Consider the following 23,467-nt stretch of genomic DNA (forward strand, 5'->3'; position numbering starts at 1 on the left):
AGCAAGGGGACGGGAGACCATGGACCAAGCGATTCCAAGCCGTTTATGTGGGCGCCCTTTCAACGAGACCGACTTAGCGCGCATTCGCCAGGAGATCGCGCTGGCGCAGCCGCCGCTGCGCGCGGAGATCGCTCGGCGGGTGTGCCGCGCGCTGGAGTGGACCGATATCCAAGGCCGCCCCAAGCTCATGAGTGCCCGGGTGGGACTGCTGCGGTTGCATCGTGCCGGGCTCATTGTGCTGCCGCCACCGACCTGCGGCAATGGCAATGGGCGGCGCTTCGTCCCGCGCCCCGAGTCCCGGCCCGAACCGATCCCAGTGTCCGTCCCGCTGCGCGCGCTCAGCGGCTTGCGCCTGGCGCGCGTTGATGATCGAAGGGCCTCGCAATTATGGAACGGCCTGATCGAGCGCTACCACTACCTCGGCTACAGTCCCCTGCCTGGTGCGCAGCTGCGCTACCTGATCCAGTGGGATGGCGGTCTGCTCGGCGCCATCGGCTTTGGCGCGGCGGCCTGGAAAGTCGCTGCCCGCGACCGCTGGATTGGCTGGACGCCCGCGCAGCGCCAAGCACACCTGGGACGGGTGCTCAACAACGCCCGCTTCCTCATCCTGCCCTGGGTGCAGGTCAAACACCTCGCCTCCAAGGTGCTGTCCTTGGCCGCGCGGCAAGTCAGTGTCGACTTTCCCGCCCGCTATGGCGAGCGTCTGGTGCTGCTGGAGACCTTTGTCGAGACCCCACGCTTTGCCGGGACCTGTTACCGTGCCGCCAACTGGCACGACTTGGGCGAAACCACCGGGCGCGGCAAGTGCGACCGCACCCATCGGGCCGCGCTGCCGCGCAAGGCGATCTATGTCTACCCGCTGGCGGCGGACTTCCGCGCCGCCCTGGGGGTGGTGGCATGATCGCGCTGGCCTCTGAACTGCAGGACATCTCTCTGGGCGACAAGCGCCTGAATCATCGCGCCCAACAGGTGCTTGAAACCCTCGGCGCCAAGCCGACACAAAGTATTCCCGGGGCTTGCAACGGTTGGTATGAGACCCGGGCCGCCTATCGCTTTTTCGATCATCCCACGGTCACCGCCGAGCAGATCCTCGCACCCCATTTTGCTTGTACCGAAGAACGTCTGCGCGAGCATCCGCGGGTGCTGTGTATCCAAGATACCAGCGAGCTGGACTATACAACCAAAAAAGGCATTGTCGGTCTTGGGCCACTGAACTTTGAGAGCCGCTATGGGATGTACATCCATCCCACCTTGGCGGTCACGCCCGAGCGCCTCGCGCTGGGGCTGCTGGATTTGCACACTTTTGTGCGCGAGCCCGGTAGCCTGGGCCAGGACAAAGACTCGCGCCGCCCACTGGAGGAGAAAGAAAGCGTGCGCTGGGTCGATGGCTACGCGCGCGTCAATGCGCTGGCCGAGGAACTGAGCGACACGCGCTTGACCTATGTTGCCGATCGCGAGGGCGACATCTACGACCTGTTTGTTGAAGCGCCCATCCCCGAGAACAGCGCCGATTGGCTGGTACGGGTGCAGCATCGCGACCGCTGCTTGGCCGATGGCAGAAAGCTCAATGAGGCCCTGGACGCCGCTGCGGTGCTCACCGAGATCACCTTCGAGCGTCCCGCCACCAAGGGGGCCAAAGCACGCCAGGTCAAGCAGGAGATCAAGGTGGTGCGCGTGACCCTGAAGGCACCCTGGCGCCCGGATCGCACCTTGCCCGATGTCACGGTCACGGCCTTGCTCGCCACCGAGGTCAATCCACCCGCCGGCGAGGAGCCACTCAACTGGCTGTTGCTGACCAATCTGGCGGTGCAGAGCGCCGAGGAGGCCATCGAGACGCTCTCCTGGTATCTTTGCAGGTGGCAAGTGGAGATTTTTTTCCGGATCTTAAAAAGTGGCTGCCGCATCGAGGAGCTGCAGCTCGAGACGCGCGAGCGCCTGGAGCCGGCGCTCGCTTTGTACATGATCATCGCGTGGCGGGTGCTGTACCTGACCATGCTCGGGCGCGAGTGCCCGGAGTTGCCTTGCGATGCGGTCTTTGCCGAGGAGGAATGGAAGGCGGTCTATCTGGTCACCCAGAAACAAGCGCCACCCGAGCAGCCGCCCTCGCTCGATACCATGGTGCGCATGGTCGCCTCCCTGGGCGGCTTTCTCAACCGCAAATCCGATGGGTTCCCGGGACCGAAGACGCTCTGGATTGGGTTGCAGCGCATCCCCGATTTTGTCATGGCGCTGGAGGCTTACCGCAGCGTCAGGGATAGTTATGGGTAATGGTATGGTCAATACGGCCTTGCGTTATCCGCAGCATCTTCGCCGCATTAAGTTCATCGATCCAGCAACGAATAAAGAACTGGTTTTCTTAACAAACAACTTTGCTTTGTCCGCATTCACGATCACAGAGCTTTATCGGAATCGCTGGTACGTAGAACTGTTTTTTAAATGGATCAAGCAACACCTGCGCATAAAAGCTTTCTTTGGCACGACTGAAAATGCAGTCAAATCGCAAATTTGGATAGCGATCTCGACATATGTATTAGTAGCAATTGTAAAGAAACGATTGAATATCAATGAAAGTCTGTATAGTTTGCTACAGGTTCTGAGCCTGACGTTGTTCGAGCGTGTGCATATAAATCAACTACTTAACCATGTTCCCGACAAATACACAGATCAGGAAAACGCTAAGCAATTGAATTTATTCGATTAAACGTTGGGACACTAGTGCACAGGGATATCATCACCAGCAGCCAGGGCTATCGCATCAACGCTTAATAATATACTTTTAGACACAGGTAGAGGTTTCCAAGATAATCAGCTGAAAATACTTGCCTGACTCGGAGACCTGCCATGCCATCTGCTACTGCCCTTGATCACGCACTCACGCGGCACTTTGCCCCACTTGTCGATCCGCGCAACCCCACGCAGCGGCGGCACATTCTTCTGGAGATGATCGTGATCGCCATCGCCGCTATTCTTGGCGGGGCCGAGGGCTTCGCGGCGATCGCACAGTTTGGGCGCAGCAAGGAGGCATGGCTGCGGCAGTTTCTGGACTTGCCCAATGGGATTCCGTCCCACGATACCTTCGGGCGGGTGTTTTCGCTGATCGAGCCGGCGGCCTTTCAAGCCTGCTTCCGCTCGTGGGCCGAATCGATTCGCGAACTGATCCCGGCGGAGGTGGTGGCCATTGATGGCAAGACCCTGCGTCACTCCTTTGATCGGGCACGCGGACTGGGGGCATTGCATATGGTCAGCGCATGGGCCACGGCGAACCGGATGGTGCTGGGACAGGTTGCCACCGAAGCGAAGTCCAACGAGATCACCGCGATTCCGAAGTTGCTGGAACTGCTCTGCCTGCGCGGATGCATCGTCACGATCGATGCCATGGGCTGCCAGAAAGCCATTGCCGCGCAAATTATCGACCAAGGCGGCGACTACTTGCTGGCCCTCAAAGGCAACCAAGGTCACCTGGTCGAAGAGGTCAATGAAGCGTTCATTGAAGCCGATGCGCGCGGCTATGCCGGACTGGTCTCTGAGGGCGTTGAAACGCGCGACAGCGGACATGGCCGCGTCGAAACCCGTCGCTACCGCACGCTTGAAGACCTCAGCGCGGTGCCACACAGCGAAGGCTGGAAGGGGATGAACATGATCGGCATGGTGCAGAGTGAGCGCACCTGCAACGGCAAAATCACGCAAGAGACACGCTACTACATCGGGAGCTGTGGCATCAACGCCGACACCTTTGCTACAGCCGCGCGCGGCCATTGGGGGATCGAAAACGCGGTTCACTGGTGTCTGGATATCGGCTTTCGCGAAGATGAGTCGCGCCTGCGCGAGCCGATTGCACGGGAGAACTTCGCGGTCTTGAGACATCTTGCCCTGACTCGGCTGAAAAAGGACTCCACGCATAAACTGGGGATTCACAACAAGCGATTGACGGCTGGGTGGAATGAGAAATACCTGGGAAAACTGCTTTTTGAGCCGCCCGATCCGCCACGGCGGAAGACGATGTCAGGCGACTCGAATATTAGTGGACCTTGATGCGATTGCCCTGCACCAGCAGCGTATGCGAATGTCCCGCCGTCCCCGAGAAAACTGATGAGGCCGGTGTAGCCGTCAGAGCTGTCGCCGATAGCAGAAAGAAAGTAGTTAGCTTCCGAAATAGTATCGATGACAGCGTTATCGGGGCCACCGCCTTCCTGACTGCCCCAATACGCGCGTGCGTAGGCGTCATCCAACTGACCATTGAGCGCGTCAAAGAGCAGGTCATCTTTCATCACATTTTGCAGCACCAATGCGCCAGCGTCTCTGTCATCATTCAAATCAATGTCCAGGTTGACATAGCCATCCTCGGCGTCATTGTTTGTAATGAAGACTCGATCAATCCAGCTATTCAACTTAGCTGCCTCCGTGACGCAAGATGTGGCGCTGAAGTCCAGGACGTCATTTTTGACGAGGCCATCTGTCCCCTGACTAGCAACCGTCATATTTTCGATAACCATGGTGCCTTGGATATCCGCCAGATTAGGCAGCACGACCGTCTGATTCGACTTCTGACCGCCGTCGGTGCTCAGATCGCTTTTGTTGTTGGCGTCTGTGTCGAAGTCCGCTAACTTGATACCAAAATCGACATTATTCGCATCGTTATCGGCATTTACCACCAAAGCGGACAAATCCAGCCTGGTCGGCTCCGCATCCTTCAGATTCGAGATGTCGATGCCATCGAATCCATCCGCAGTCTCCGTATCAGTCCCCAGAGAAGAACCATCGGAAGCATCAGCGTCGTCAAAGCCCTCAAAGGTGGCGGTGCCGCCATCAAGGGTCATGTTAATCCGGGCGATCTCTGTCAGATCATCTGTTGAGTCGCTGTCGGCAGCGTCATAATCAAAGGTCACCATTCCGTCGGTGACCTCAGCTGTGAAGCTAGGAGTCGGAGTCGGAGTCGGAGTCGGGGTACCAGCACCAGTAGTCCCAGTATCAGTAGTCGGATTCAAAATCTCCTCAACATCCCCACCCAGCCCTGCGGTACTGCCAGTATCAGCCGCATCATTGAAGACTGTGACCAGCTCGGTGATCTCTGTATCAGAGTCAATCGCATCAAAGAATGCCCCCAGATCACCATCGAAGTCGGCTAGGGCCGCCTTGACGCTGCCAGGGGTTGCCACCTCTGCTTCGGCCATCGCCACAAGTAGCTCGCCGACCTGCTCGGCCGAGAGGTTCGCGTTAGCCAGCGCGCCGGCAAATCCCGCCCCTCCATCCGCGAGCATGGCTTGGATGGCCGTAGGATTGGTGTTACCGATCTCGACCAGCCGGATGCAAGAATCGAGTAGACCTTGGATATCAGCCGCGTTGAATTGAGACGCCATCTGCGCGGAGAGGACTGCTTCGGCCGCGTCGGCTGCCGTCACGCTCTCAAGGAAAAATTGTGCGCCTGCCTTCGACTCGGGCGTGTCGAAGGACAACCCATCTTCGGTCATGGCGTCCGTAAAGAGGGTTGATGCCTCACGCTTGGCGTCGAGCTCAGCGGTGTCGGCGGCGCTGGCATTGTAGGCGATGGTGTAGGCCATCTCGGCGACGGAGATTTCGTTATTGCTGACCAGGCCGGCCCAGTAGGTCTCGCCGGCGGGTGCGGCGTCGCGGCCAAAAACGTTTTGAAACACTTGGTTGACTTGATCCTTTGGGTCGAGGCCGTCGTAGTAGGCCTTGCCCTCGTCGGACTTGTAGAAGTCGTCAACAAGGATCAGGTAGTTACCGTCGGAGGCATCGAGCTTCTGGGCGTAGTATTCGAGCCCGTCTGGTGACGGCGGGCGACCCATGTAGGCGATGAATAGGGTGTTGACTTGAGCGTAATAATCAGCAGCTGACATCGATTCATCCTATTGAAACGATTCGGATAAGTTTGGGAAAGAAGGAGCGTTGTTTTCGATTGTTCTTGCGATTTCCAGATATCAACGAAGCGCCTTTCCAGGTAGCGTAAAGCGGTTCAAATACCGCATACGGGAATATACCCGAAAAATGGAAAAGGGGTGTGCTGTTTTTGATTATTGTTGACGGTAATAGTCGGTTATCGAGTGACCGGCTCGGACGAGTCGCCGGCGGGATTCGTGTGTGGCCATTGCTTAAGGCTGAACTACAAGAGCCAGCGCGAAAGCCCGAGTGACAGGGTTATCAGACCCGCGGAGAGGATTCCCGAGCGGCTAGGTTGGCGTCCGGGCATCGGCAACGAGCATGGCAACAACCCACGAGGCATGACTTGGCGAAAGTATCGGCCATCGGCTGATACGTGGTAGGCGAAGTTGGGGAGAAATCGAGAACGCACCACCATTCGCTCGCTTGAGATCGGCCCGTTCCAGTCTTCGCCCATAACGAGAGGAAAAACACTCGGAGTCCAGGTGGGTCGGAAATTCCAGCGTCCGCTTATCATTCGTTGATGCCCGCGCTCCACGGCACGACAATGACCGCTACTGGCCGGTAAGCGACCCCAACAGGTGTCGTCATAGATGCGGAAAAACCGCAAGCGGTTCGACCTAAGTATTGGGGGCGGCCCCTGACACACGACCGTCATCGGCTCTGCGAGCGGCAACGGCGGCAGTGCACTCCCGAGCGGCATTGCGTCCAACTCATTGATTATGTGCCTAGAACCGCCCTAAAAAATCCGCCTGCCGTGGACCACGCTCCCCTGCCGATGCCGGACTGTGAGCTTCTCGACCAGCCCAAGCCAGACTTCGAGTTTGACCATCGCAACCTTTGGTAACCGTCGACTCTCTGCTGCAAAAGAGGGTGGGGACGCCCTCATCGCCCGACGGCACGCTGTGCCGCACAACCCGCCCCAGCAACCCGCGCCGTTGCGGCGCTCGCGTTCCCCGTCAGCCCCACCGTTGCACCTTGACCGCGCATCTCGCCTTCGCTCGGGGCGAAGCTACGCTCCTCGGGGTCGCTTGTATTGCCAATCCTTCCACCTAGTCTGGTGTGGCAAAGTCACAGCCTGCTGTAGGAAAACGCCCAGCTGCGGATAGGGCTGATGAAATGGCCCATGGCGCGCAGGAGCAGCGGCGTATTCAGCCAACCGAGAATTGCGGAAGGGGCGCTTGGCCTTCCAGCTCGCAACTGCAGCGGGGCAGCCTCGGCGAACAGCCAGCGGCGCCAGTCGCGGTCCAGTCCGGAGAGTCCACCGGCATAGTCACCCTCCAAGAAGCCGACATCGTCGAACATGCGGCAACGGTGGTTGGCGAGCTCGTTCAGCAGCCGGGTTATCGTTCGCTGCCGAGCAGGTTCCTGCAGCCCTCATAGAAGGGGGCATCCTAGAAAGAGCAGATGCTCACCTGCCATAATCGGCTAACATGGCCAATGCCGGCGGACGGCTGATCGGGACAGTACTCTCGGGACTCATCTATCAAACACAGGGGTTGACCGGCTGCCTGTGGTGGTCGGCGGGTTTTGTGCTCGCGGCCTTTGCACTCTCCTTGCCTTTACCCGCCGTGGCTGGAGCCACATCAACACCAGAGGCCCACACAGATGGCTGAAGGACCTTTCGTCACCCTGGGCAATGTCATCGCCTATGACCTCCTTGGCTTGGCGCCCGAGTCTCACTTGGGCGCTGCGGTGCAGTTTTTCGTCATGGACACCGCCAAGATCTTCGCCATGCTGGTGCTGGTGATCTATCTGATGGGCCTGCTGCGTGCGCTCATGTCGCCGGAGAAGGTGCGCGCCTATGTGCGTGGCAAGCCGGTGTGGGCGGCGCGCGCAAGTGCCATTGGTCTCGGCGCCATCACGCCCTTCTGCTCCTGTTCCTCGGTGCCGTTGTTCATCGGCTTTGTTGAGGCCGGGATTCCGCTCGGCGTGACCTTCTCCTTCCTGATCGCCAGCCCCATGATCAACGAGGTCGCGGTGGTCATCCTGATCGGCCTGCTCGGCTGGAAGCTGACCCTGCTCTATGTCGGCGCCGGATTGCTGGTCGCCTGGTTTGGCGGCCTGGCAATGGAGCGCTTCCGCCCCGAGCGCTGGGTGGAGGATTATGTGTGGAAAATTCAGGTCGGCGAGGCGCAGACGCAAACACCGGATACCTCGCTCGCCGGTCGCCACCGTTACGCCTTGGGCGAGGTGCGCGAAATTCTGCGCCGGCTGTGGAAATGGGTGCTGATTGGCATTGGCCTCGGCGCACTCTTCCACGGCTATGTGCCCGAGGACTGGGTGGCGGCCCATCTGAATGAATCGGCCTGGTACAGCGTGCCAGCCGCCGTCATTCTCGGCGTACCGCTCTACTCCAATGCCACTGGCGTGATTCCGGTCGCCGAAGCGCTGCTCGGCAAGGGCGTAGCCATCGGCACCGTGTTGGCGCTGATGATGAGCATCGCCGCGCTCTCGCTGCCGGAGTTGATCATCCTGCGCAAAGTCATCCGCTGGCCGGCACTGGCGCTCTACGCCGGGGTGTTGGCGCTGTCTTTCACCCTGGTCGGCTGGGGCTTTAACTGGCTGACGTGATTTTTTTGGCCTCGAGCGTAGCGGCATAAATTATCATTGAAGCGGCTTCGTAGCGATGACGGTTTCGTGTCAAAGCACGCCTGATGGGTACTGTTACTCATCCGTCGAAAGGCTGTCGTGGGGTAGCCTCTAAGGCCACCTGCCTCATTGGTTAGGACGGGCCGGTTAGGCCGCGCCGCTTCCTACCCAGAAGGTCAAGTTCTTCTCGAGGAACTCGTCGTATCGCATGTAGTGCGTGCCATCACAGGAGAAGGTCAGGCTAATCATGCCGTTGAACAGGTTGAGCGACGCGGAGCGCAGGTAGAAGGTGTCGTCCATCAATCGCAGTTCCTTCAACGCATTGAGGATGGGCGAGATGCTTGCCTGCGGAATCACAGCCTCAGCCGAATAGGCTCGACTGGGATAGACCAGGCAAATGTCCGGGTCCGAGAGCGCCTCATGATCAAGGATGCGGTAGCGAAACGGATCATCCACGGTCCACACCGTCGCCCGACTGCTCGAAAAGTGCACCACGCCCTGAAACATCCCGCGATCGACCAGCAGCTCCTCAATGACGCTGAGGACTTGATCGAGGTTCTGATCTATCGGGCTTTCGACACGCGTCTGCAAGAGCACCGTGTTGCGAATCGATGGGTCGCCTTTGATCTGGAGCCAGTGGGGCAGGTCCTCATAGAGCTTCGCCGTCACCGGCAAATCTTTGAGATTGAAGGTCGCACCAACATAACCCAGCAGTTCCCAGTCGCGGCGGACGACGTGCAAGGCCGTCAGCGATGGGCGATGCGACACGAGCCCGACATAGGCATCCGAGAGCAGGAAGCCCCACGCCGGAACGGCCTCACGCATGTAGGGACGCGTCGAGCGATCACGCCCAAAGTCCGCCGGTTCGGCTCCAGCTGCGCTGATGGTGTCGCTAATCTGCCGGCCTGCACGATCCACGACAAACAGCGCACCGCAGGAGGGGATGTGTCGGCAGCAATCCATTAAGACGTCGTTGAGCTGCCCACGATCACTCCAGGCCGCAACACAAGCAGCTGCGGTCTGCGCGATGGGCTCGTGCAGCGTCCTCGCGATTACCTCGCGTTGACGGTGAATCGTGCCTTTTAGCGTGCTATCCATCATCAACCCCTCATTGGCCGGTCTAGAACAACGCAAGATTAGCTCAGGTTGCCCGTTGGTCCCCGAATCATTCGCAGCCCGTTGTGATCTTCCTGCCTGTCTTTTTGACGTTGGCGCGCCGGCGGTGGTCAGGGGATCTTCAGTGAGTCGGCGAGCGACATTAGGTTCTGGGGCTGGACCTGGATCATTCCCCGGCGCGGGCTGTCGATGTCCGCGATGAGAAAGAAGGCGATGGAGATGACGAGCGGCAGGATAAAGTGGGCGTGCGACGGCGAGCGGGTGCCCCCGGAACCGAGGCCGACCAGGAGTGCGGAGCACATCGCGATCGACGCCATTAGTGCCCAGGCCGCAAGCGGGATGCGGAACGCCGCTTACAATCTTGCATACTTGAAGCTCCATTGGATTGCTCCGATGGTTTTTCCGGGGTGCCGTTGTCATCCGGGTCGCCGATGTTTGGATCGGGATCAACCCGAAAAACCACCAGGATTTCCTCATGGTAAATCTCGATACGCTTGACAAGCGCGCGAATGATGCCGCGCTTGGTCTCGAAATCCAGGCCGGTTAAACGTTCCTGAATCGCGGCGGCAAATTCCTCCAGCCGTTTGATCACCAGAAACAGTTCGGCCTGGCCAGCATCTTGTTGGCGAGCTGTCTCAATCTGAATGTGAAGTTGCTCGAGTTTGCTATTGAGCTGCGCCATTTTGGGATCGAAGTCGCTTTTATCGATTAACCCCTCGGTATAGCTATCGATCAGCCGCGATTTCCCTTGTTTCAGGTGCTGGTGCTGTTTTTCCAGCACATCTGTATCGGTGTGCGACGCATGAGCCTGCTGCAGGCGATTGAGGCGCCGTTCATATTCCTGCTGCAAGCGCTCAGGCTGTTGTAACAACGCCAGGACTTGCTCCCACACCAGGTCATCGAGCCGGCTGGTGCGCACTTGCTTGTTGTCGCAAATACGCTCACCGCCAAAGCGATAGGCATCGGTGCCGACGCAGCGATAATAGGCATAGCATTGTCCACCTTTGGCCGCGCTTTTGCTGACAGGCTTGCCATAATACGCATAGCGGCAGTGCCCGCAAACGATGAGCCCTTGCAGGAGATGGCGCGCGCCGCGCCGGCGTTGTCGGGCGAGGCGGCGATTCTCCTCCAATTGCTCCCCCACGGCGAGAAACAGCGCTTCGCTGACCAACGGCGGGACCGGGATCTCGATCCAGTCCGCGCGCGGGGTGCGCACCACGGAAGTGGCTTTCTTGGGTGTCTCGGCGCTGTGACGGGCTGGGCGCACGCGCGGGCGGTGCGGCTGTGACTGGGTCTTGCCGAAGGCGGCACGACCCATATAGGCCGGGTTCTGCAGCATTCCCCACACCACACTGCGGTCCCAATGCGCTTTGCCGGTGGCGGTGGGAATGCCCTCGGCATCAAGCCGGCGGGTCACTTCGCCGATACTGAAGCGATCCACGCCAACCCAATGAAAGATTTGCCGCACGGTGGCCGCTTGGGACAGATCAATCACATACTGCGCCGGTGCGCCATCGAGTTGCTTGCGCTGATAGCGATAGCCGTAAGGCGCGCCGCCAAGCACATTGACGCGCCCATGACGCGCGCCATGCAATTTCCCGCGACGGTTGCGCTCCATGATCTTCGCCCGTTCGTATTCGGCGATCATGCCTTGCATCTGTAATAACAGGTCTTCTTCCGGGCTGACACCGCCGGCATGATTGAGAAAGACAACGGTGACACCGGTTTGCTGGAACTCTTCCAGCAGCAGGGCCTGATGGGCGTATTTCCGCGCCAGGCGATCCGGGGCCAGCACATAGAGCCGATCAATCAGGCCCATGGCCGCGCGATCGCGCAACCGCTCCAGTTGCGGGCGAATGAGGGTCGCGCCGCTGACACCGGCGTCGATGAAACACTGTTCCTCGGGAAGTTGTTCGCCATCACTGGCGATGCGTGCTTTCAGCGCGGCAACCTGGCTGTCGATGGTGCCGGCCTTGGCCTGACGCTCGGAGGAGACACGGGCATAGAGGGCGACGTTCAGGGGCTGGCTCATCGCGCACCTCGGCGCTGTTTGCGCTGTGGTAGAGCGGTCTTTGCCGCAGCAGGAGCCGTTTCGATTGGGCGTGATTCCGTCGGCTTGAGCTGGGCGTAGATCTCGCTCAAGCGTTCGGCTGAAAACCGGTTCGGTTCAAAGGCAATGCGCACCGACAACGCCCGCTGTGGTCGCTTCATCACTGAGCCTCCCGCGTCGTGGGGACGTCAATGACCAGCCGAATCTCGGCATCCACCGTCCCCTGAAAGCCCCACGAGAGACAGGCTCGCGCGACCCGTAGGCCCCATTGTACGCGGGAGTTTGCTACGTTGTTGGTGGCGTTGTGATGGCACCACGCGGCTTCGGTGCGGCCTTTGGCATGATGCTGATTGCCCAACTCACGGGTCGGGTCGACCCGCGCTGGATTATCGCCACCGGAATGAGCATCGCCGGCACCGCCACCTGGATGATGTCCTGGTACAACCTGGATGTAAGTCCGATTTGGCTGATCTTGCCCGGGGTCATGCAGGGCGTCGGCATGGGGCTGATCTTCGTCACCCTCTCGACGCAGGCCTATGCCACGCTGCCGGCCTCGGCAACCGATGCTGGCGCCGGTCTCTACAACCTGGCGCGCAGTGTCGGCAGCTCCATCGGCGTCTCCGTTGCCGCGACCTGGTATGCGCGCTTCGGCCAGGCGGAATGGAACCGGCTGGGCGGTTACATCAACCCGTTTAATCCCGCCCTGGAGCATTGGCTCAGGGTGCAGGGGCTCACCCTGAACGACCCCGCGACGGCGGCGCTCTTGACCAATGAACTCAGTCGCCAGTCCTCGATGCTCGCCTTCACCCGGGTGATCGAATCTGCTTTGCTTGAATAACCTGGCGGCGTGACAAGCACGCATGTCGAACGGGCATTTGCGTTCTGGACAATGCCTTCCCTATCGAGACTGACTATGATTCATGGTTTGATGGATGTTCACCATCCGAAGAGCACTCCAAATGGATAATGCCCTGTGATCTGCTTCTAAACCGCGTCCAGACCGGGGAACGTAGTTTTTGAAGCCAGTGCCGCCTTACATTACCCAAGCCGCTCTGGTTGAGGTTTAACTGTAGATCGGGAGGAAAAATAAATCCGCTGGTATAGCCATCGCATATGGTATCCAGGCAGAAAATTTCCGTATTTATTAAGTCGACGCTACCCTCCGTCCGGCAATTTTGAGCAGATTGCTCTGCCTACGCCATGGGGAAATCAAGATCCTCGGCATTGAGTCACAGGCATTATCCATCTGGCCGCTTGAAGTCACGCTAGGCAGGTTTTTCCTCTCGGAATTCAGTTGCTGGCGAAAGCTCCGCGAAACCGCCCTCTTTGCCAGTCTCACTCAAGTGGATACTGTTCTATGGTAGCCGCTCCACGATCCATCGGAGCCGACCATGCAAGCATTTGAGTCCAGTCTTCCCGAAACATGTCCAATTCCGTCCCAGACCATAACCCAGGCCGCAGGCGATCGGCTTATCACCGCTGAGGAGGTGCGTCGCATTGCTGGCGGTATCAGCGACATGACCCTCTGGCGCTGGCTCAAGCGCGGTATCCTGCCGCAACCGCTGGTCATCGAGCGGCGGCGCTATTGGTGGCGGGCGGCCATCCTCGATGCACTGCAATGCGCCGGACGCAGCGATGCCCGGCCAGTGGCACCCCACGCAACCTGTGGCGAAACAGAGCATGCCAAAGACCATCCATGACAAACTCGCGGCGATTATCGCCGGTATCGAGCAAACCGGATCCGCTGAAACCACGCGCCTGACGGTGCTCAAGAAATGGTTCGAGCACGAAGGCCGCCTCACTGCGGATTCCACGCCCATCCGGCCACCGATTCCAGGATTATCCGGCCACTGATTCCACGCTGATCCGGCCACCCATTCCAGAGGCATCCGGCCACTGATTCCACGGTCATTCGGCCACCCCTGGCAGGAAGCGACGCAGGACCACGATCCACTATCCTCGGCCCCTTTTCGAAGCGAGGAGGTTGAGATGGAGCGTTTGTCCATGCGTAAGATTCGAGAAGTGCTGCGCCTGCGGTTTGAGGCCGGGCGATCAGCACGTCAGATTGGCGCCAGCGTGCAGGTCGCACGCAGCACCATTGGCGAGTACGAGCGGCGCTTTGCCGCTAGCGGGTTACCCTGGCCGCTGCCTGAGTCGCTCAGCGACGCCGAGCTGGAGCGACGGCTGTTTCCGCCCGCACCGGCGCTGCCGGCCCACAGCCGCCCGATCCCCGACTGGGCCAGCCTGCACCAAGAGCTACGTCGCCCCGGCGTCAGCCTGATGCTGCTGTGGGAGGAATACCGCGCCGCCTACCCACAAGGCTATGGCTACAGCTGGTTTTGCGACACCTACGCCAGCTGGTCGGCCAAGCTCGACGTGGTCATGCGCCAGAGCCACCGCGCCGGGGAGAAGCTGTTCGTCGACTATGCCGGTCAGACGGCAGAAGTGATCGATCGCACCACCGGCGAAATCCGCACCGCCCAGATCTTCGTGGCGGTACTGGGGGCATCGAACGACACCTACGCCGAAGCCACCTGGACGCAGAACCTGTCGGATTGGACCGGCTCCCACGTGCGCGCCTTGGCGTTCCTCGGCGGCGTGCCGGAAGTACTGGTCCCCGACAACCTCGCCAGTGGGGTAAGCAAAGCCCATCGTTACGAGCCCGACATCAACCCCACCTACGCCGAGCTGGCCGCGCATTACGGTGTTGCGGTGGTCCCGGCCCGGGTGCGCAAGCCTCGGGATAAGGCCAAGGTCGAAGTCGGCGTGCAAGTGGTTGAACGCTGGATACTCGCCGCTCTGCGCCGGCGCACGTTTTTCTCCCTGCGCGAGCTCAATGAGGCCATCGCCGAACGCCTGGCTTGGCTCAACCAGCGCCCGTTCAAAAAGCTCCCCGGCTCGCGCAAAGAGGCGTTTGAGGCCATCGACCGCCCGGCACTGCGTCCCTTACCCGCCGAGGCTTACGACTATTCAAACCACGGGGATCAAGCCGAGACCGACGCCCAGGGTTATCTGCGCGATCCGGCGGATTGGTCTGAGACCTTCGCCCGCATCCAGGCGACGCGTGAGGGCTTGCGGCTGACACCGAGGCACTGGGCGGTGATTCGTCATCTGCGCCGCTGTTACACCAAGCACGGGCTACCCATGAGCTGTCTTGATCTGGATGCGATGTTGCATTTCCGAGCCCGCTGGCCGCGGGCCGCCGGCCAGCCGCGGTGGTTTCCCGGCCTCTTTCCCGCCGGCGGACTGACCGAGCAGGGCCATCGGCTGGCGGGCTTGCCTCGCGGCCAGTCCGCAATAGGGCTGAGGTTGATGGCCTAAGATCAAGCGATGGCGATATTGCCAGCTATCGCGCCACCTGGCGATAGCGCCAGACCGCCTGGCCGAGCAGCCCCAACAGCCCAAACTGGGCCAGCGCGAGCAGCACGGCGGCCATGCGGGTAAGGAAAACGGCAACGGCGGGCGCAACACTGAGGGTCAAGCCGGCGCCGAGCAGCAAGGCCAGTGCCGCGAACTGTCCGCCGGCCTGCATGCGCGCCAGCCGCTCCGGCAGCAGCCGGTGCATGTGCGGCACGCGGATGTCCAGCCGCCCGAGGCTGATCTGGCGCGACTGCAAATGAAACCAGGACAGAAAGGGCAGGATCTTCACCAGCATGCCGCTCGGCAGTCCGATGCCCACCCCGGCCAGCAGCCACAACCCAGTCCAAGATGTCGGTGCCTTCAGCCACCAAGCCAGCACCGCGATCAGCAGGGTCGCCAGCGCCATCCACCAGTGCCACAGGGTCGCATCTGGCCGTGGGCGCGCGCGTTGCGACAACCGCCACAGGGTGAAGAGCGCGAAGAGCGCAAAGCTGCCGGCCAGCGCCCCCTCGATCAGCGGCGGGCGCGCCCAGGGCCCGGCCAGACACAGCAGCACGAACAGCGCCGGAACCCCCCAACGCACCAGGCGACGCGGATAGGCCGGGGCGACATAAAACAGCGGCACCACCGCCAAGCTGACGGTCAGGATGAGGAGCCCGACCCAGCCGATCAGTCCCCAGCGGGCATGCCAGTCCACCCACGTCAGGCGCTGGGGCAGTGGTAGCCAGCCGAGTACGGCCAGAGTCAATACCAGCCCCAGAACGACGGTCATCAGTAGCGCGAGCAGCGGCCAGACGAAGGGCTGACCTGGAACGAGAAGTGAGTGGAGACGAGTGAGGAGTGAGCGAAGATCGAGGAGGCTCTGGTGTCGCGTGACTCTCTTCTCACTCCTCTCCACTCTTTTCCTCCCCAAGGCCACAAGCGCGCTTAGGGCCAGCAGGCCGAAGCCGAGCGCGGCACTGAGCGCCCCCAGACCCAGCGCCAACGATTGGTGATACAAGAAGCCCAGCGCCAAGCACACAGCTCCCAGGGTCAGCAGTCCATGCACGGCTGTGCCCAAGGGACGCACTGCCGGCACCGGCGCGCCGGCCACCACCGGGAGCATCTGCAACAGTGCCCCGGCCATCACCTGGCCAAGAAAACCGACCGTGAGCAGATGGGTCGCGGCCAGAGCGGCCGGACTCCAGCGCGTAGCCAGGATGGCTTCGGTCTGGTCAAACAACAGCAGGGCAGAGGCGATGGCGAACAGGGGCGCGGTGAGAAAGAACCGCAGCGGCAGATCAATCGGCGGCGCTTGCTCCAGGCTGAGACCAGCGGTGGCGATCACAGCAGCGGCCTTGCCAGCGGATCCGCCGTCGCCGGGTCGGCTTCGATCAGAATCTGCCAGGCGTCGTCCGCGCCCTGTGCCTCCCAGCGATAACCGAGCCGCTTGAGAATGTCATAGAGCGGGTAGGGCTGACGGCGATGATGCAGCACCAGTTGCTCGCCGGGAGCCAGGGTTGCGAGCGCGTCCAAGGTCTGCTCCAGCGGCTCGGGCGGCGGCAGCGTCGAGACATCGAGGTGGCGCGGTTTGAGTTGAGCGTGCTGATGGGTGAGTGGTGAGTGCCGAGGGGCGAGTGGTGTGTGAAGAGCGGAGTCGTCGGGCGTTGGCGTGATACTTTCCTCACATTTTATTCGCTGCTTTTCTTTTCCCCGGCGATTCATCGCCTTTGCTCCATCGTTCAATCCCTCAGGCCAGGGAGGCCAACAGGCGTTCGGCCTGGTCGGCCAGGTCGCGGTCGGCGGCGGGATAGAGCACTCCTTCTTCTTTGATGTTGTGCTGCTGCAACACCATGTGCAGGGTGCTGATCACACCCAGGCTTTCGTCGCCGTCCTGTGCGTCCACGGCGGCACGCAGATCGCCCATTAGTTGGCGGATGAGCTGGTGCTCCTGGCGCATCACCGCCGTCGGCCCGGTGGCGCCCGGCATGACCTCTTCGAGCGGCGGAAAAAGCATGTCCTCCTCGAACTGAAAGTGGCGGTCGGTGGCGTTGCAAAAGGCCTCCACCGCGCTGGCCGCCAGCGTCCAGTCCGCCGACTGCGCGGCGGTCTCGACCTGGACAAAGAGTTGATCGCAGCGGCGATGGTCGGCGGTCAGAGTGGTGACGAAGGGCTGGGACATGGCGAAGGTGGAACCTGTGCGTTTGGCAAGATGAGGGGCTGCGGAGGCGCGGGGAGATGGCATGCGGGATGCGCCGATCCGCCGCTGACTTTGTCGACAGAGGTTAGTGTTTCACCCGAGCTCACTGATGCCCTTGACCAAGGTCAAGAGTGCGAAATCCCTCGATTGGATTTCGATGTCGTGCCGCGGCTGCGAGACATCTGCTGTCGCAAGACACCAGCCAGGAAAGTCCCGACCTGGGCGGTGGTGCTGGGGGGCTGGAATGACTCAGGGATGATGCGCCGAAGCACGCTGCTCGATTTGCCCGAGCAGCGCGTCGATGTCGGCGCTCTGGCTGGGGTTCAAGCGTCGGGCTTCGGTGAGAGCCGCCTTGGCAGGGCCGGTCTGTTTGAGATGGACATAGGCCATGCCCAGGCCGATGAAGGCGCTGGCATTCTGGCTGTCGGTGCTAATGGCCTGTTGAAATTGACCGACGGCGCCGCTGTAGTCCTGGCTGAGCAGATAGGCGCCGCCGAGACGGGTGTGGGCGAGACTCGAGCCGGGGTCGGTCGTGATCGCGCCCTTCAGCGTGGCGATGGCTGCATCGGTCTCGCCGCGCTGGAGCTGTGCTTGGGCTTGTTCGATCATTGTGGCGACACTGTCGGTGTCAGCCGTGGAGGCTGGGGCGGCTGTGTCTGGCTGCGCGGCAGGGGCCAGGCTCAGCGTGAGCAGACTGCCTAAGGTGATCAGGCGCAGTGCGGTGTACATGGTAGCTTCCTGCGGAAAAGGGGTTTATGGCGGTGGGAGCGGTTTTAGCCGCGAGAGGTCGCGGCTGAAGCCCGCTCCCACCCTATCGGTTGGCACCAGTGGCGGGCTATTTCAGCGCCCCCTTGCCGTAACGTGCCTCAAAGCCCTTGCGCACGGTCTCGATCTGATCCTTGCTCATGCCGTTGAAGTACCAGTCGTGCCCTTCGATCGGCTTGAAGTGCTCCTCAAGCAGCGTGACGGCGTACTCGTCATTGCCGTCTTTCTTGATCACCACTTCCTTCAGCTCGGGAATCCATTTGAAATAGGTGTGCTGGGCGACCTCGTACATACCGTGCCACCAAGTGTAGTCGGGACCGCTCATTGATGCGCCATGGCGGGCACGACGGCCTTCGTGGTGCCAAATCTCCCACCACGTCCATTCGATCTTCTCATCGAAGGGCGCCGGGGTGATGTAGCCCTTCTCCTTCAAGTCGGCCATCACGGCCGCGATCGGCTTGGCGAACTTGTCGTTGTAGAGATGGACGACGTTATCGAACTGTTCATAATGGCCGTCGATCACGCTCGTCTCGTGGCAGGCATAGCAGATGTCTTCCATCTTGCTGCGGCGATCTTCCCAGGTCAGCACCTCGACCACGGTCGAACCCTTGGCCTCATCGCCGACGGCGGGGATCGGTTGGCCCTCGGGTACATCGAATTCCTCGCCGTTGTCGAGCTTGACCAGATTGATCTTGGTCGAGATCGGCGGGCGCAGTGTCCAGGAGATGCGCTCGCCGACGTTGTGAGTACTTGCCTCATTTGGTGCTGCGCTCATGTGACAACTGGCACAGGTGGGCGCGGCGCTATAGTCGATGCCAGCGACCCATTTGTCCGACTCCAAATTCATTTCATCGACCTTGGCGCGGTAGATGATGCCGTGCTTGGATTCGTTGTAGACCTCAATCTGCGGATGGTCCGGACCGACGTGACATTTACCGCAGGTATCGGGCGTGCGCGCCTGGGCCTTACTGAAACGATGGCGTCCGTGACAGGCGGTACAGGAACCAAGACTGCCATCGGGATTGATTCGCCCGATGCCGGTATTGGGCCAACTCCCGGGCTTCGGCCGTCCCTTATCCTTGCGTTTGCCTTCGGTGATGAACTCCAACTCCGAGCCATGGCATTGCTTGCAGCCAGCATTCACCGCCGCAGGTCCACCGACCACTTCACCAAGCAGATTGTCGAGCGAGCCGAGAATCTGACCCGCCTTGGCGTGGTGCGAACCGTCCATTTCCTCGAACTCTTTTTGGTGGCATTTGGCGCAATCCTTGGGCGTGACCACGATGGAGACATAGGTTTCTTCATGACGCCAGGCATCGATATCGTCCTCTTTGGCCTCATGACAATCCAGGCAGGTCACCCCATTTTGGCCGTGTTGGCTGTGATTCCACTCCCAATACAAACCGGGGTTCTCGGTCATGTGGCAGTCGATACATTTCTGACCCCTGGGGTCACCCCAGTCGACGCCGGGCTGACCGGCGGGCCGCACGGCAAGGGCGTGGATGCTAAACAGCAGGATGGCGGCGCCGAACAGCCAGGCGTTCAGGCGACTCATCCTGCGCGGGCCATGGGTACTTGGCCCATAAGGTATTTTCAACATGGTGCACTCCTCAATCGTTTTTCTTTAGGGATCATTCTGCTTTGGCGCTCACGGGAAAGGGCGCGCATCCGGCAATGGCGATGGGACGGCGCACCCCGAGTCGGGACTTTGCACCAGAAGGGCGCGGCGAATCTTGATTTACCTCATGAATGCGCGGCGAAGGGAGTGCGAGAATGGCAGGAATTGATCTATCGCAATTGACTCCCTCTGAATCACTCACAGGCTGGTCTTCACGCTCATGGGTACCATCCCCGTACTGAGTTCAATGCTGGTCGCGGCACTGCTGATGCAGGCCTGCGGCCGGGACACGAACGCGCTTGAAACGCGCCTGGTGGCCCTGGAGGCGCGTCTTGAGCGCCTGGCCATCGAAGTCGAGGCACTGCGAGAGCCGCCTTCGTCAGCGCCGAACACGCCAGCGGCAACCGCACCCGCAGTGGCCGGCGGCAGGGAGGAAACGGTTGCCTGGCGTTTTGGCCCCAATCTCGATGGCGATCCGCTGCGTGTTGCCGCCGAGACCCTGGATCGCGCCCGTGATCGCGTCGAGCTGCTGCTCGAGATCAAGGCACCGCTGGGCGCTGCCGATGCCTGGCCACGACAGCCGGGCCAGCCGACTCCGCTGGTGGTGATCGCCAAGGACAACGGCGGCGCGGTGATCGCCGAGACGCCAATGACGTTGTTGCGCGGATCGCGTCTGGAGCCTGGCGCCTATCTGCACCTTGGTGCGCAACTGCCCGCGCAGGCAGGCACCCGGGTCAATCTGATCGAAGTGCGCTGAGCGGCTTCAAAGAGTCCGACCATCCATCCTTGGCGCCAGCAGCATCGGGCCGATGACCAGCAGGAAGGTGGCAAAGGCGCCGCTCCACAGCAAGCCCGAGAGCAGCATCCAGGTGCTGTAATGTGCAGGCCAGAGTAGCGGGAATGCGACCCGAATCAGCGCGGCGAGATTGATGGCGACGAAGGCTCCGATCATCGAGGCTGGCGCGACCATCGCCCGCCCGGTGTGCCCGAGTGTCACCCGAACCATCATTCCGAAGGTGAAAACCCCGACAGCGCCGGCAGTCAGCGCGTGCAGCGCGATCTGGGGCGCAAGCCATCCAAGTGCCGCGCCGGCCGTCAGCAGCAAGCCGCCGATCAGCCACAGCGCGCCTGCGTACAAGACCGCCAGGATAGGAATTTGCCACACGCGCCGGTCATGCCAAGCGCCGACACGCAGGGTCAGGATCAGCGCCAGGACCGACGCGGCGCTGGCGTTCAGCCAGGGCCAGGGACTGAGCAGATCGGCGACCAGCCAGAGGCCAGCGGCCACAAAGCTTAGCACCTCGAGCACGATCCAGGAGCGCGGCTGTGCCTGCGGGATGGCGGCCTGAGTGAAGAAAGGCAGCACCCGACCGGAGACAATCAGCAGCGTGATCAGCACCAGATTCAACAGTAGACGCTCGGCATCGAGCGACCCTCCGGGCAGCACGCCGGCCGCGTGCAGATGGCTCCAAGCAACGGCCACGGCCATGCCCGCCAGCAGGAGCAGAAAAACGCGATTGACCGGATTCGGCCCCTTCCACAGTGGCTGGCGCAACGACCACGCCAAAGCCAGCGGAAAGGCCGCCGCGAGCAGCCCCGCGATCCAGGCCGGCCCTGGCAACCATGGCAAGAGTCGCCCCAGCAACCACAGGAGCACCAAGCCGGCCAGCTCGGCGCCCGCCGCCGTTGGCTGCCCGGTCCAGTTGCGCACGGCGGTCAGCAGGAAACCGGCGATGACCGCCAGCGCATAGCCCTGAAGCATTTCCTGAGCATGCCAGGCGCTGCCGGGAAAGCGCGAATTGATCGGCACCAGCCCCTGCAGCATGGCCAACCAAACCAGCAGCGACAGGCAACCACTGGCACCGGCGACCAGAAAAAACGGTCGGAAACCGAGCACCAGGAACGGGGTTTTCTCGAACGGCGTCAAGTGAACATATCCGCCGTGATGTTGCGATACCAGCCAAGCGCGAATTGCACCTCTATCGCTCGCGTGCGCGCGTCGGCATGGGGATCGGACAGGCCGCCGGCACCAGGCACCGAGACGATCTCGCCGTCCTTGAGTTCATAGACACCGGCGACCGAGATGCCATGATCGGGCGCCAGAATGCTGTAGCAGGTGTTGACGTAAGAGGGCGCTGGGGCAGACTGACCATTGAGGGCGGCGACCATCGCCATGGCGCACACTTTGGCCTGGGAGTTGGCGGCATAGCCGGATTTGGGCATGGCACCAGCGATCACCGCGTCGCCAATCACATGGATGTCGGGATGCTGTGTGGATGCAAAGGTCTGCTGATCGACTGGGCACCAGCCGCTGGCGTCGGTCAGCCCGTTGGCGACCGCCAGCTCGGCGGCGCGCTGCCGGGGGATGAGGTTGATCACGTCTGCCTGAAAGTCCTCGACCACCCCGGTCAGGGTCATGCTGTCGGCATCAATGGCCTCGATCTCGCCGCCAGCGGCGGCCGGAACCCATTCGATCATGTCGCCGTAGTGTTCTTTCCAACCGGCCTGGAACAGCGCCTGCTTGGAGAAGGCGTCCTTGGCGTCAAAAATCATCACCTTGGATTTTGGCTTGTGATGGCGGAAATACAGCGCGATCTGCGCCGCCCGCTCATAGGGGCCAGGCGGGCAGCGGAAGGGATTTGGCGGGGCGACGATGGCGCACAGGCCGCCGTCGGACATGGCCTTGAGCTGCCGGCGCAGAAGCAGGGTCTGGGGGCCGGCTTTCCAGGCGTGCGGAATGCGGGTGTCGGCTAGCTCGGCGCTCATGCCGTCGATGGCGCCGAAGTCAAAGGACACGCCTGGCGCGAGGATGAGTTTATCGTACTGATAGATGGCACCGCCCTTGCCGATCACCGCGTGCTTGACCGGGTCGATCTCGACGATTTCATCGCCCATCACCGCGATGCCGCGCCGGCTCAGACCTCGGTAGTCGAAGGTGAGACTGTCGATATCGCGCTCGCCTGACAGCACCTCGTTGCTGAGCGGGCAGGAAACATAGACCGGATTGCGCTCGATCAGGGTGACCCGCAAGTCCGGGTCGGCCATCTTGAGATACTTGGCGGCAATGGTGCCGCCATAGCCGCCACCGACCACCAGCACGCGCGCCTTGGGGGTGTCGGCGCGCACGATGGCGGGAACCCCGAGCAGGCCGGCGACGACGGTTGCTGCGGTCGCGCTTCCGACCGAGCCCAGGAACTGACGACGGGAAATCGGCATGGGTTGGGTGCTCATGTTTGGCTCGCTCATTTCTGGCTCTCGTAGCAGTGGGCAAGGGCTTGGATCTCGGCATCCTCGAGCACATTCACGCGCTCGGCGCCCTGGCGCTTCTTGCAGCTTGGACCCTGCGCGCGGCAGGTTTCCAGGGCATGGGCGAGATAGGGTCCCCATTGTCCAGCGAGCCGCGGGGAGTGGGTATCCTGGCCGCGACCGCCATCGGCATGACAGGTCTCGCAGCGCTCCCGGTGGATCAGTTCCCCTTGGTAGGCGAGTTCGCCGTCGATGGTCCGCTCGGTCGAGACCCAGGGCCGAGCGGCGAAGAAGCTGGCGATGGCGGCGATTTCCTGGTCGCTGTAGCCGCGCATGATGCGGCCCATGATGGTCGAGGGGCGCAGATCGTCCCGGTAGTCCACGAGTGTCTTGACCAGGTAGCCTTTGTCCATGCCAGCGATGGTCGGCATCGCCTCGCCGGCACTGGCACCATCGGTGCCGTGGCAGCCGGCGCAGGTGTGCGAGAGCATGGCCGTCGAGCGCACGTCCCCGGCCTGGGCGCCACAGGCCAGGCCCGCGAACAGCAGCGCCGGGAGCCAGCGCCAGGGGCGACCCCGCCGTGATAGATAAGCAATGTCACCGCCCATCTCGTCCCGCATGATGTTTCTCCAATTTGGTTCAC

At 61.4% G+C, this 23,467-nt stretch carries 20 protein-coding genes and 5 pseudogenes; 12 read left to right on the top strand and 13 right to left on the bottom strand.

The genetic code is table 11. The features are described 5' to 3' along the window. The first annotated feature begins 19 nt into the window (after window positions 1-19). The 4 genes and pseudogenes from Thiosp_RS08150 (at window position 20) to Thiosp_RS08165 (ending at window position 4,032) form a co-directional block, all read left to right on the top strand. A complete protein-coding gene (locus Thiosp_RS08150; RefSeq protein ID WP_323696489.1) occupies window positions 20-901 on the top strand; it encodes a DUF4338 domain-containing protein in 882 nt (293 codons plus the stop codon). Beyond that, a pseudogene (locus tag Thiosp_RS08155) lies at window positions 898-2,187 on the top strand (IS4 family transposase); the annotation flags it as partial. The gene Thiosp_RS08150 and the pseudogene Thiosp_RS08155, both read left to right, overlap by 4 nt. After that, window positions 2,090-2,701, top strand: a pseudogene (locus Thiosp_RS08160) (transposase); the annotation flags it as partial. The pseudogenes Thiosp_RS08155 and Thiosp_RS08160, both read left to right, overlap by 98 nt. Before the next feature lie 140 nt (window positions 2,702-2,841). Continuing rightward, complete coding sequence (locus Thiosp_RS08165; RefSeq protein ID WP_323696811.1) at window positions 2,842-4,032, top strand: ISAs1 family transposase; 1,191 nt, start codon at window positions 2,842-2,844, stop codon at window positions 4,030-4,032. Window positions 4,033-5,600: 1,568 nt separating this feature from the next. On the opposite strand, the pseudogene Thiosp_RS08170 reads toward Thiosp_RS08165, so the two are convergent. Further along, window positions 5,601-5,858 (bottom strand): annotated as a pseudogene (locus tag Thiosp_RS08170) (hypothetical protein); the annotation flags it as partial. A gap of 1,111 nt (window positions 5,859-6,969) precedes the next feature. Next, entirely contained in the window at window positions 6,970-7,203 is a 234-nt protein-coding gene (locus tag Thiosp_RS08175; RefSeq protein ID WP_323696971.1) for a hypothetical protein, read from the bottom strand. Between the two features lie 128 nt (window positions 7,204-7,331). On the opposite strand from Thiosp_RS08175, the pseudogene Thiosp_RS08180 reads away from it, so the two are divergent. After that, a pseudogene (locus Thiosp_RS08180) lies at window positions 7,332-7,514 on the top strand (organoarsenical effux MFS transporter ArsJ); the annotation flags it as partial. Beyond that, on the top strand, window positions 7,507-8,472 hold the full coding sequence (locus Thiosp_RS08185) for a permease (RefSeq protein ID WP_009148364.1): 966 nt from the start codon (window positions 7,507-7,509) through the stop codon (window positions 8,470-8,472). The pseudogene Thiosp_RS08180 and the gene Thiosp_RS08185, both read left to right, overlap by 8 nt. Window positions 8,473-8,637: 165 nt before the next feature. Here the strand turns inward: Thiosp_RS08185 and Thiosp_RS08190 are convergent, their stop codons facing one another. The 3 genes from Thiosp_RS08190 to Thiosp_RS08200 form a co-directional block, all read right to left on the bottom strand. Further along, complete coding sequence (locus Thiosp_RS08190) at window positions 8,638-9,591, bottom strand: PDC sensor domain-containing protein (protein WP_323696972.1); 954 nt, start codon at window positions 9,589-9,591, stop codon at window positions 8,638-8,640. A gap of 125 nt (window positions 9,592-9,716) precedes the next feature. Continuing rightward, on the bottom strand, window positions 9,717-9,908 hold the full coding sequence (locus Thiosp_RS08195) for a hypothetical protein (RefSeq protein WP_323696973.1): 192 nt from the start codon (window positions 9,906-9,908) through the stop codon (window positions 9,717-9,719). 14 nt (window positions 9,909-9,922) lie between these two features. After that, window positions 9,923-11,638 (bottom strand): recombinase family protein, encoded by a 1,716-nt coding sequence (locus Thiosp_RS08200; RefSeq protein ID WP_323696974.1) that lies wholly within the window; start codon window positions 11,636-11,638, stop codon window positions 9,923-9,925. A gap of 325 nt (window positions 11,639-11,963) precedes the next feature. Between Thiosp_RS08200 and Thiosp_RS08205 the strand changes: the two genes are divergently transcribed. The 5 genes and pseudogenes from Thiosp_RS08205 (at window position 11,964) to Thiosp_RS08225 (ending at window position 14,977) form a co-directional block, all read left to right on the top strand. Further along, window positions 11,964-12,494, top strand: coding sequence for an MFS transporter (locus tag Thiosp_RS08205; RefSeq protein ID WP_323696975.1), 531 nt, complete (start codon window positions 11,964-11,966; stop codon window positions 12,492-12,494). A 553-nt stretch (window positions 12,495-13,047) separates the two neighbouring features. Next, a complete protein-coding gene (locus tag Thiosp_RS08210; protein WP_323696976.1) occupies window positions 13,048-13,356 on the top strand; it encodes a helix-turn-helix transcriptional regulator in 309 nt (102 codons plus the stop codon). After that, the gene (locus Thiosp_RS08215) at window positions 13,337-13,510 is read left to right on the top strand and encodes a hypothetical protein (RefSeq protein WP_323696977.1); all 174 of its coding nucleotides are present in this window, start codon (window positions 13,337-13,339) and stop codon (window positions 13,508-13,510) included. Before Thiosp_RS08210 ends, Thiosp_RS08215 begins: the two co-directional genes overlap by 20 nt. A gap of 135 nt (window positions 13,511-13,645) precedes the next feature. Next, window positions 13,646-14,629, top strand: a pseudogene (gene istA / locus Thiosp_RS08220) (IS21 family transposase); the annotation flags it as partial. 39 nt (window positions 14,630-14,668) lie between these two features. Next, window positions 14,669-14,977 (top strand): TusE/DsrC/DsvC family sulfur relay protein, encoded by a 309-nt coding sequence (locus tag Thiosp_RS08225; RefSeq protein ID WP_242518648.1) that lies wholly within the window; start codon window positions 14,669-14,671, stop codon window positions 14,975-14,977. Between the two features lie 25 nt (window positions 14,978-15,002). Here the strand turns inward: Thiosp_RS08225 and Thiosp_RS08230 are convergent, their stop codons facing one another. The 5 genes from Thiosp_RS08230 to Thiosp_RS08250 all read right to left on the bottom strand — a co-directional run bounded on the left by Thiosp_RS08230 (window position 15,003) and on the right by Thiosp_RS08250 (window position 19,560). Next, window positions 15,003-16,343, bottom strand: a complete 1,341-nt coding sequence (locus Thiosp_RS08230) for a hypothetical protein (RefSeq protein WP_201067303.1) — start codon at window positions 16,341-16,343, stop codon at window positions 15,003-15,005. After that, window positions 16,340-16,720: a DUF2249 domain-containing protein gene (locus tag Thiosp_RS08235; protein WP_201067305.1), complete on the bottom strand. Its 381-nt coding sequence runs from the start codon at window positions 16,718-16,720 to the stop codon at window positions 16,340-16,342. Before Thiosp_RS08235 ends, Thiosp_RS08230 begins: the two co-directional genes overlap by 4 nt. Window positions 16,721-16,745: 25 nt before the next feature. Further along, window positions 16,746-17,177 carry a hemerythrin domain-containing protein gene (locus Thiosp_RS08240; RefSeq protein ID WP_323696978.1) on the bottom strand — a complete coding sequence of 144 codons (432 nt, stop codon included), beginning with the start codon at window positions 17,175-17,177 and terminating at the stop codon, window positions 16,746-16,748. A 267-nt stretch (window positions 17,178-17,444) separates the two neighbouring features. Next, window positions 17,445-17,924 (bottom strand): tetratricopeptide repeat protein, encoded by a 480-nt coding sequence (locus Thiosp_RS08245; RefSeq protein WP_201067307.1) that lies wholly within the window; start codon window positions 17,922-17,924, stop codon window positions 17,445-17,447. A 106-nt stretch (window positions 17,925-18,030) separates the two neighbouring features. Further along, window positions 18,031-19,560: a multiheme c-type cytochrome gene (locus tag Thiosp_RS08250; RefSeq protein ID WP_201067308.1), complete on the bottom strand. Its 1,530-nt coding sequence runs from the start codon at window positions 19,558-19,560 to the stop codon at window positions 18,031-18,033. Window positions 19,561-19,798: 238 nt separating this feature from the next. Between Thiosp_RS08250 and Thiosp_RS08255 the strand changes: the two genes are divergently transcribed. Then, window positions 19,799-20,335, top strand: a complete 537-nt coding sequence (locus tag Thiosp_RS08255) for a hypothetical protein (protein ID WP_201067309.1) — start codon at window positions 19,799-19,801, stop codon at window positions 20,333-20,335. Between the two features lie 6 nt (window positions 20,336-20,341). Here the strand turns inward: Thiosp_RS08255 and Thiosp_RS08260 are convergent, their stop codons facing one another. The 3 genes from Thiosp_RS08260 to Thiosp_RS08270 are packed head-to-tail and all read right to left on the bottom strand — an operon-like array spanning window position 20,342 to window position 23,444. Then, window positions 20,342-21,505 carry an NnrS family protein gene (locus Thiosp_RS08260; protein ID WP_201067311.1) on the bottom strand — a complete coding sequence of 388 codons (1,164 nt, stop codon included), beginning with the start codon at window positions 21,503-21,505 and terminating at the stop codon, window positions 20,342-20,344. Next, window positions 21,502-22,824: an NAD(P)/FAD-dependent oxidoreductase gene (locus Thiosp_RS08265; RefSeq protein WP_242518643.1), complete on the bottom strand. Its 1,323-nt coding sequence runs from the start codon at window positions 22,822-22,824 to the stop codon at window positions 21,502-21,504. The genes Thiosp_RS08260 and Thiosp_RS08265 overlap by 4 nt, the downstream gene beginning before the upstream one ends. Further along, on the bottom strand, window positions 22,821-23,444 hold the full coding sequence (locus tag Thiosp_RS08270; RefSeq protein WP_242518645.1) for a c-type cytochrome: 624 nt from the start codon (window positions 23,442-23,444) through the stop codon (window positions 22,821-22,823). Before Thiosp_RS08270 ends, Thiosp_RS08265 begins: the two co-directional genes overlap by 4 nt. Window positions 23,445-23,467 lie beyond the last annotated feature (23 nt).

Origin of the sequence: Thiorhodovibrio litoralis (genome assembly GCF_033954455.1) — a bacterium.
GTDB classification, from domain to species: domain Bacteria; phylum Pseudomonadota; class Gammaproteobacteria; order Chromatiales; family Chromatiaceae; genus Thiorhodovibrio; species Thiorhodovibrio litoralis.